The sequence below is a fragment of the Marinomonas sp. TI.3.20 genome, from assembly GCF_038155025.1.
Lineage (GTDB): Bacteria > Pseudomonadota > Gammaproteobacteria > Pseudomonadales > Marinomonadaceae > Marinomonas > Marinomonas flavescens.
Map to the genome: position 1 here is coordinate 1 of NZ_JBAKAS010000046.1, position 2803 is coordinate 2803.

Annotated in this window: 1 rRNA gene; it reads left to right on the forward strand. The window is 50.8% G+C overall.

Going from position 1 to position 2803, the window contains the following annotated elements:
* A 23S ribosomal RNA gene (locus tag V6259_RS19430) occupies positions 1–2785 on the forward strand; the annotation flags it as partial.
* Positions 2786–2803: the final 18 nt, after the last annotated feature.

Here is a 2803-nt window from a genome sequence, read left to right on the forward strand (position 1 = left end):
TCCGAATGGGGAAACCCACCCGCTTGCGGGTATCGTATGGTGAATACATAGCCATACGAGGCGAACCCGGGGAACTGAAACATCTAAGTACCCGGAGGAAAAGAAATCAACCGAGATTCCCTAAGTAGCGGCGAGCGAAAGGGGATTAGCCCTTAAGTTGATTTGGTGTTAGTAGAAGGCTCTGGAAAGTGCCGCAGTAAAGGGTGATAGCCCCGTATACGAAAACACCATTTCAATGAAAACGAGTAGGACGGGACACGTGATATCCTGTCTGAATATGGGGGGACCATCCTCCAAGGCTAAATACTCCTGACTGACCGATAGTGAACCAGTACCGTGAGGGAAAGGCGAAAAGAACCCCTGTGAGGGGAGTGAAATAGATCCTGAAACCGTGTACGTACAAGCAGTGGGAGCGGACTTAGTTCCGTGACTGCGTACCTTTTGTATAATGGGTCAACGACTTATTTTCAGTAGCAAGGTTAAGCACATAGCGGAGCCGTAGGGAAACCGAGTCTTAATAGGGCGTTTAGTTGCTGGGAATAGACCCGAAACCGGGCGATCTATCCATGAGCAGGTTGAAGGTTGGGTAACACTAACTGGAGGACCGAACTCACATACGTTGAAAAGTCTGGAGATGACTTGTGGATAGGAGTGAAAGGCTAATCAAGCTCGGAGATAGCTGGTTCTCCTCGAAAGCTATTTAGGTAGCGCCTCGTATCTCACCATTGGGGGTAGAGCACTGTTTGGGCTAGGGGGTCATCCCGACTTACCAACCCCATGCAAACTCCGAATACCAATGAGTGCAATTACGGGAGACACACGGCGGGTGCTAACGTCCGTCGTGGAAAGGGAAACAACCCAGACCGTCAGCTAAGGTCCCAAAGTTACAGTTAAGTGGGAAACGATGTGGGAAGGCTTAGACAGCTAGGAGGTTGGCTTAGAAGCAGCCATCCTTTAAAGAAAGCGTAATAGCTCACTAGTCGAGTCGGCCTGCGCGGAAGATATAACGGGGCTCAAACTGTACACCGAAGCTACGGATGCTTAATTTATTAGGCATGGTAGAGGAGCGTTCTGTAAGCCGTTGAAGGTCAAGCTGTAAGGCAGGCTGGAGGTATCAGAAGTGCGAATGTTGACATGAGTAACGATAAGGGGAGTGAAAAACTCCCCCGCCGGAAGACCAAGGTTTCCTGTCCCATGCTAATCAGGGCAGGGTGAGTCGGCCCCTAAGGCGAGGCAGAAATGCGTAGTCGATGGAAAACAGGTTAATATTCCTGTACTTGTACATATTGCGATGGAGAGACGGAGAAGGCTAGGCCAGCACAGCGATGGTTGTCTGTGTTTAAGGCGGTAGGTTAGGTGCTTAGGCAAATCCGGGCACCTCCTTTTAGTAGGAAGACCGAGAACTGACGACGAGTCCTCTTTTGGACGAAGTGGTTGATGCCATGCTTCCAGGAAAAACTTCTAAGCTTCAGATATGTTCAAACCGTACCCCAAACCGACACAGGTGGTCAGGTAGAGAATACCAAGGCGCTTGAGAGAACTCGGGTGAAGGAACTAGGCAAAATGGTACCGTAACTTCGGGAGAAGGTACGCCGGCCGGTGTGAAGGACTTGCTCCGTAAGCACTAGTCGGTCGAAGATACCAGGTGGCTGCGACTGTTTATTAAAAACACAGCACTCTGCAAACACGAAAGTGGACGTATAGGGTGTGACGCCTGCCCGGTGCTTGAAGGTTAATTGATGGGGTTAGCGCAAGCGAAGCTCTTGATCGAAGCCCAAGTAAACGGCGGCCGTAACTATAACGGTCCTAAGGTAGCGAAATTCCTTGTCGGGTAAGTTCCGACCTGCACGAATGGCGTAACGATGGCCACACTGTCTCCACCCGAGACTCAGTGAAATTGAAATCGCAGTGAAGATGCTGTGTATCCGCGGCTAGACGGAAAGACCCCGTGAACCTTTACTATAGCTTCACAGTGAACTTTGAACCTATTTGTGTAGGATAGGTGGGAGGCTTTGAAGATAGGACGCCAGTTCTATTGGAGCCAATCTTGAAATACCACCCTGGTATGTTTGAGGTTCTAACTCAGGTCCATTATCTGGATCGAGGACACTGTGTGGTGGGTAGTTTGACTGGGGCGGTCTCCTCCCAAAGAGTAACGGAGGAGCACGAAGGTGTGCTCAGCATGGTCGGAAATCATGCGTAGAGTGTAAAGGCAAAAGCACGCTTAACTGCGAGACAGACACGTCGAGCAGGTACGAAAGTAGGTCTTAGTGATCCGGTGGTTCTGTATGGAAGGGCCATCGCTCAACGGATAAAAGGTACTCCGGGGATAACAGGCTGATACCGCCCAAGAGTTCACATCGACGGCGGTGTTTGGCACCTCGATGTCGGCTCATCACATCCTGGGGCTGAAGCCGGTCCCAAGGGTATGGCTGTTCGCCATTTAAAGTGGTACGCGAGCTGGGTTTAGAACGTCGTGAGACAGTTCGGTCCCTATCTGCCGTGGACGTTTGAGATTTGAGAGGAGCTGCTCCTAGTACGAGAGGACCGGAGTGGACGAACCTCTGGTGTTCCGGTTGTCACGCCAGTGGCATTGCCGGGTAGCTATGTTCGGACGGGATAACCGCTGAAAGCATCTAAGCGGGAAGCCTCCCTCAAGATAAGATCTCACTGGGACATAAGTCCCCTGAAGAGCCGTTCGAGACTAGGACGTTGATAGGTTGGGTGTGTAAGTGCTGTGAGGCATTGAGCTAACCAATACTAATTGCTCGTGAGGCTTGACCATATAACACCAAAGTGGTTT